The sequence below is a fragment of the Paenibacillus sp. Paensp111 genome (assembly GCF_059492195.1).
Map to the genome: position 1 here is coordinate 3,030,279 of NZ_CP168527.1, position 7,222 is coordinate 3,037,500.

The 7,222-nt window shown below is 46.6% G+C and carries 2 protein-coding genes and 2 rRNA genes (1 of these 4 running past the window's edge); all 4 read right to left on the reverse strand.

Annotation, left to right across the window (positions count from 1 at the left end; genetic code table 11):
• Positions 1–206: 206 nt before the first annotated feature.
• Positions 207–2,852, reverse strand: a complete 2,646-nt coding sequence (locus ACEN86_RS14120; RefSeq protein ID WP_495631251.1) for a PAS domain S-box protein — start codon at positions 2,850–2,852, stop codon at positions 207–209.
• Between the two features lie 235 nt (positions 2,853–3,087).
• Positions 3,088–5,142, reverse strand: a complete 2,055-nt coding sequence (locus ACEN86_RS14125; RefSeq protein WP_495631252.1) for a methyl-accepting chemotaxis protein — start codon at positions 5,140–5,142, stop codon at positions 3,088–3,090.
• A 165-nt stretch (positions 5,143–5,307) separates the two neighbouring features.
• A 5S ribosomal RNA gene (rrf, locus tag ACEN86_RS14130) occupies positions 5,308–5,424 on the reverse strand.
• 248 nt (positions 5,425–5,672) lie between these two features.
• A 23S ribosomal RNA gene (locus ACEN86_RS14135) occupies positions 5,673–7,222 on the reverse strand (it continues 1,499 nt past the right edge of the window).

Here is a 7,222-nt window from a genome sequence, read left to right on the forward strand (position 1 = left end):
TACTTATACCTATCTTACCACCAGAAAGTAGGATAATTTCGCGTACGATCCAAATTATTAATAACAAGAAAACGATGCTAACCGGGCATATAAAAAAAGAGACCCACAGCAACGGGCTGCGGGTCTAAGTTTATATATTTTTAAAGGGGTAACTTCATTATAGGCGTCTAACCTTAATGCCAGATGAAATTAATATTGCAGGTATATTACAAATGATTACTGAACTTTTTGGAAAGGTATTTCTGAATCACCTTCGCCAAATCATCCATTTTAATAGGCTTACTGATGTAATCATCCATCCCTGCCTCCATGCAAATCTCCTGATCCCCTCTAAGGGCATTAGCTGTCACCGCTGTGATGTAGGGCCACTTCTCGGCAGGGAATATCGTCTTAATCTCTCGCGTGGCGTCTAGGCCATTCTTTAAAGGCATCTGAATATCCATGAACACAATGTCATAATCAGATTGCTTCAGCGCCTCAATGACCTCATTCCCGTTCTCTACCAGGTTCGGCTTGAACCCCATTTTCTCAAGCATACGGGTTAGCACCATCTGATTCACTTCATTATCTTCCGCAATCAGTATACTCAGGGTTTCTGCAGAATCTTGTTCATTACTGCCAGAGAGCTCAGCCTGGGTGGTTTCGAGTTGGTTCTCATGCTGAAAATATGCGGTGAAGACAAAAGTTGCCCCGGGTTCATCCGATTGAATCGCATGGATCTCCCCGCCCATCATCTCTACAATTTTTTTGCTAATAGCGAGTCCTAGCCCTGTACCTTCCGACTTGCGAGTCATGAAGTTATCCAGCTGTGAAAAGGGTTCGAACAAATACTTGAGCTTGTCCTTTGGAATTCCGATTCCTGTATCTGAGATTGTAAATTGCAGCAGCACATTGCCAAAACCCTGCTCCAAATCCTTGATCGTAATCGACACTCCGCCTTGCTCGGTAAATTTAATCGCATTTCCAATGACATTCATCAGCACCTGTTTCAGACGATTGTAGTCTCCAATCAACATACCCGGAATGCTCGGACTAATTGTAGTTTTAACTTCCAGCTTCTTCTCTTTCGCTTTCAATTGAAAGACATCCAGGGTCTCGTCAACAAGCTCTCTGATATTAAACGGCTCTGAAATAACAACAGCCCGGCCCGACTCAATTTTCGAGAAATCAAGAATATCATTAATGATCGCTAGAAGCGTGCTTCCGCTTTTGCTGATGACCTGAATATATTCCCTTTGTTCCTCGCTCAGATCGGTAGTCTCGAGCAGAAGATCCGTCATTCCAATTACCCCGTTCATAGGGGTGCGGATTTCATGGCTCATCATTGCAAGGAATTCACTCTTCGCTTTATTCGTCCGCTCTGCCGCTTCCTTAGCAATTAACAGCTTCTTTTGTTCCGTGATGTCCTTGGCGATTATATAATATCCCTTGGTCATGTTGTTAATAATGATCGGTGCAATTGTAGTCAGTACTTCCGTCGAGTGTCCATCTCTATGCTTAATTCTGTTGATATCCCGTTCGACTGATGCATGATTCGTAGTCTCCAGCAGAATACGGTTCCGATATTTAGCTCCTATAAATTTGGAGATATTCAGACCGGCGACCTCTCTCACCTGGTAACCGGTGATCCGCTCGGCCATCGCATTCATATTGAGGATATTGCCCTCTAGATCAAGAGATACGATTGCATCATGATTATATTTCTTCAATGAAGTGTACCGTTCAATGGTCTCTTGAAGTTTCAATTCCACTTTCTTTCGTTCTGAGATATCCTGTGTCGTCCCATACATTTTGAGTGGTTTCCCGTTATTATCAAAAGTCACACGGGCCCGGATATGCAAATGCTTGATAGAGCCACTCGGCTCCAGATGACGAAATTCGGCGCTAATGGTGTGGCCATCCATAGCCTGATTCCTTAGTTCAAGGAACCGCGGCTGATCTTCCGGATGGAGAAGCTGAAGGAAGCCTGTGCGAGGAACTCTTCCCTGCTCCGGCAAGTTAAATATCTTGTAAATTTGCTCTGAAAAAGATACCCGATCCTCCTCGATGTCCCACTCCCAGCTGCCAAGCAGTGCAATCTGCTGAGCTTCGGCAAAGCTTTCTTCGAATTTCTTCCTCTCAGTGATATCCCTGCCGATTCCAAGAACTCTCTGGATCTCTCCCTGATCGTCACGAATAATCTTGATTGATGTCTCAAACCAGACGTAATAACCGGATTTATGCCGTACCCGGTAAGTCAACACTTCATGATCAGCGAAGGGCTTAATCTGTAAGGCTGCGACATCCTCAGGATGGTAGTAATGGAAGTTATTTTTGCCAATCCATTCCTCAGGGTCATAACCAAGTACATCACGTAGGGAAGGAGAGCAATACTCAGTGATCCCTTCTGGCGTCATGTAGGAGATCACATCCAGTGCATTTTCAGAAATAAGCTTATACATCGATTCTGCTTCATGCATTTTGACTTCAACATTTTTCTTTGCCGAAATATCAATCACTTGGACGATATAGTAGAGCGGCTGGTCGTCATTACCCCGTACGAGTGACACCTGCTTGGACACCCAGATCGCACGGCCATCTTTATGGACGTATCGTAACTCCCACTGATATTTGTTCCCCTCTGCATGCAGCAGCTTGGTCATGTATTCCACATCTAACTTCAAATCCCCGGGAAAAATAACGTCCTGGTTCGTAAGCATCTTGAGTTCATGCTCCGTATAACCCATTATTGCGCAAAAGCGGGGATTGGCCTTCACCCAGTTACCTTCAAGCGATACCTGTGCAATTCCAAGTGGAGCTTCAGTATAAATGTGCTCGATCCATTGTTGATGGTCGATGGATAATTCATTCATGTACAGATATCCTCCAGTCAAGAATACTACCAATAAAGTATAACCCATAATTCTTGTTGCTGGTTATAACTTGTAGAAATAGGAATTTCAACAATTATAAGGTTTTTAGCCGCTAAAAAAGCCACTTCCGGGTGGCTTTTTTGAACTAGCCGTGATATATCCTTATACCCTACGGCTCATAATTAGATTATACATAACTTTTTACCCAAATGAGTGACTTTTGAATCATCCCGTTTTAGGACTCTTTTACTTTAAATCTGGATAGAAGATCTTGAAGCTCCTGCATCATCGTGCCTAAGAACTGCGCTGAAGCTGCTACCTCTTCCATAGAGGCCAGCTGCTCTTCACTTGCTGCCGCTACACTTTGTGAACCATCTGATGCTTCGCCTGCAATGGAAGCCATGCTCTCAACGGTTGCGCTAATTTGCTCAGAGCTTGCCGACATTTCCTCCGCGACCGCAGATACTTCTTGAAGATGAAGGACATTTTGCTGAATCTCTGTAAAGATTCCCGTAAAAGCATGACCTGCTTCCTCAACCCTACTTGTTCCCGATTTCACCGTTAGTGCTCCGCTCTGTACAGAGGCAGCTGCTGCTGCGGTCTCGGTCTGAATTTTCAGTATAATCTCACGCACCTGATCTGCAGATTGCTTGGATTGTTCAGCCAGACTGCGAATTTCGGATGCTACCACCGCAAATCCTCTACCGTGCTCACCTGCCCTTGCCGCTTCAATACTTGCATTTAACGAGAGCAAATTCGTCTGCGAACTGATCTCCGTGATCACATTAATAATGTGACCGATCTCTTCTGAACGACGAGACAGCTGTTCCATAATAGAGGCTGTACCTGTGAACATAGTATCAACCTTATTCATTTCCTGAACTGCCAATTGGATCGTTTGATTCCCTGACTGTGCTTTAACTGACGTATTTAGCGTACTCTCATGCAGAGTAGAAGAAGATTCGGCAATTCGCTGGATACCAGCGGCCAGCTCTTCAAGGGCTCTTGCATTCTCTTGCGTTCCCCGCTGCTGAGCTGCTGCGCCGCTTGCAACCTGCTGGATGGTCAGTGTGATCTCCTCTGATGTCTTACTCGTCTGGTCGGCACTTGCAGCCAGTTGTTCTGACGTAGATGCCACATGTATGGTATGGTCTCTAACCTCCCGAATCATACCACTCAACGTTCGGCTGGTCTCATTCAAGCTAGCTGCCATCTGTCCGAACTCATCATTTGATTTAACCTTGAGGCTGTAAGTAAAGTCTCCCTGCGCCATTCGCTCCGTCATCTGGTTTACATGCCTGGTCAATTTAGCCAAGTGGTTAGTGAATAGCACGATGAGCGTAACCACCATAAGAATTCCTATGACACTGGTAGCGATGACTTTAACCATTAACGCATTAACTTTGGAGCTCAATTCCTCGTCAGGCAGTACCATAGCTAGAATCCAACCTGTCTGCTGCAGTTTGGCATAGTAGACGTGATTGCTGCCCTGTTTTCCATCAAATACTGCTACTCCTTGTCCCTGACTAAGCATAGACTTGGCAAGTCCTGCAAGCTCCGGATCCTTACTATTCTGAAGCTTCTGCTTCATAATCAGCGAAGTATCGGGACCAGCCAGGTAAGTTCCATCCTTATTCATCATAAAAGCCCAGCCTGTTTCACCTAATTTGGTATCCTTAATGATATTCTGGATCGTAATTAAGCTTATGTCACCGGTTGTGACACCAATGAACTGGTCCTGATCATTCCAAGTCGGCATAGCTGCAGTAACCATTGTAGACTGAGTTTTATCATCGTAGTAAGGATCAGTGAAGACGAGGTCCTTGCTTTTCTCCGCTAACTTGTACCAATCCTGTGAGGGATAATTATAACTCGGATTGCTATAATCATGTGTAACGGTAACGGTTGGGCCCGTATGATACGCATAGGAAGAGAAGTACTCGATGTCTGAACTGTACACTTGTGGTTTCAAAAATACACCTAACCCAAACGTATCCTTGTTAACCTGCAATGTATTACGAAACATATGGTCATAATCATCCAAATTCATTTTTTGATATTGGCTTTGTATGCTCTTTGCAAGTGCTTCAGTTAATGTTTTATGAGCGCCCAAGCGCTTTTCAATGCTTTGTTCCGTCTTTTGGAGCTGCCCACCGAGTTCCTTCTCTGTCTCGTTCAGTAGAAGGGTACGGGCAGAGATGAATACAATTCCTGAAATCACAGAATTTATGATAATCAGAATAGGCAAAATTAATAACAGTGTCTTAACACGGATGCTATTTATTTTCATTATTATGCTCCTTTTATATATAATGGTTATATATCGACACGAACCACCATAATTTTTAGAGCTTTTGTCTGGTATTTGCTGGTCTGTATAAACAAAGTATCTGTCTCCATTAAAATAGTTGTAAAACAAAAAGAGCACTACCCTTAGGTAGTGCTCTTACTTTTCGCTTGGCGGCGTCCTACTCTCCCAGGACCCTGCGGTCCAAGTACCATTGGCGCTGGAGGGCTTAACGGTCGTGTTCGGGATGGGTACGCGTGGAACCCCTCCGCCATCGCCACCAAACATGATTTTTCGAAGCTTTCGCTTCTTCAAATCGTTACTCCTACCTAGCATTAGCCAGCAGCAGTATATGGTTCAGGTTTCAGCATCGCCAAATGCTGAAAGCTTGTTCAGTCTGTTAGAAGACTCGCTTCTACGCAGAGCTAAAGTTTGCTCCCTGAAAACTAGATACGAAACGAATCTGCGAATGCCCCATTGTTCTCGGGGTTTTTAGAATATGCTTCCGAAGTAGTTTCACTTCGTGAAACTTTGAGGATAAGCCCTCGACCGATTAGTACTGGTCAGCTCCATGCATTGCTGCACTTCCACCCCCAGCCTATCTACCTCGTCGTCTTCAAGGGGTCTTACATACTGGGAAATCTCATCTTGAGGGGGGCTTCACGCTTAGATGCTTTCAGCGCTTATCCCTTCCGCACTTAGCTACCCAGCTGTGCTCCTGGCGGAACAACTGGTGCACCAGCGGTGCGTCCATCCCGGTCCTCTCGTACTAAGGACAGCTCCTCTCAAATTTCCTACGCCCACGACAGATAGGGACCGAACTGTCTCACGACGTTCTGAACCCAGCTCGCGTACCGCTTTAATGGGCGAACAGCCCAACCCTTGGGACCTACTTCAGCCCCAGGATGCGATGAGCCGACATCGAGGTGCCAAACCTCCCCGTCGATGTGGACTCTTGGGGGAGATAAGCCTGTTATCCCCAGGGTAGCTTTTATCCGTTGAGCGATGGCCCTTCCATGCGGTACCACCGGATCACTAAGCCCGACTTTCGTCCCTGCTCGACTTGTCAGTCTCGCAGTCAAGCTCCCTTATGCCTTTGCACTCTTCGAATGATTTCCAACCATTCTGAGGGAACCTTGGGGCGCCTCCGTTACTCTTTAGGAGGCGACCGCCCCAGTCAAACTGCCCACCTGACACTGTCCCCATACCGGATCACGGTACCAGGTTAGAACTCCGATACGATCAGGGTGGTATCCCAACGTTGCCTCCACAGAAGCTGGCGCTCCTGCTTCCTAGGCTCCCACCTATCCTGTACAAATCGTATCAAAGTCCAATATCAAGCTGCAGTAAAGCTCCATGGGGTCTTTCCGTCTTGTCGCGGGTAACCTGCATCTTCACAGGTATTAAAATTTCACCGGATCTCTCGTTGAGACAGCGCCCAAGTCGTTACGCCATTCGTGCGGGTCAGAATTTACCTGACAAGGAATTTCGCTACCTTAGGACCGTTATAGTTACGGCCGCCGTTTACTGGGGCTTCGGTTCATAGCTTCGGGTTACCCCTAACCACTCCCCTTAACCTTCCAGCACCGGGCAGGCGTCAGCCCGTATACTTCGCCTTGCGGCTTCGCACAGACCTGTGTTTTTGCTAAACAGTCGCTTGGGCCTTTTCACTGCGGCCCCCTCGTGCTATTCACACTACCGGGGCACCCCTTCTCCCGAAGTTACGGGGTCATTTTGCCGAGTTCCTTAACGAGAGTTCTTCCGCGCGCCTTAGAATTCTCTTCTCGCCTACCTGTGTCGGTTTGCGGTACGGGCACCTTCTCCTGGCTAGAGGCTTTTCTTGGCAGTGTGAGATCATGACCTTCGCTACTATAATTTTCGCTCCCCATCACAGCCCAGCCTTACGGTGTGCGGATTTGCCTACACACCAGCCTCACTGCTTAGACGGACATCCATCAGTCCGCGTCACTACCCTACTGCGTCACCCCATTGCTCATAACGGATTACGGTGGTACAGGAATTTCAACCTGTTGTCCTTCGACTACGCCTTTCGGCCTCGCCTTAGGTCCCGACTTACCCTGAG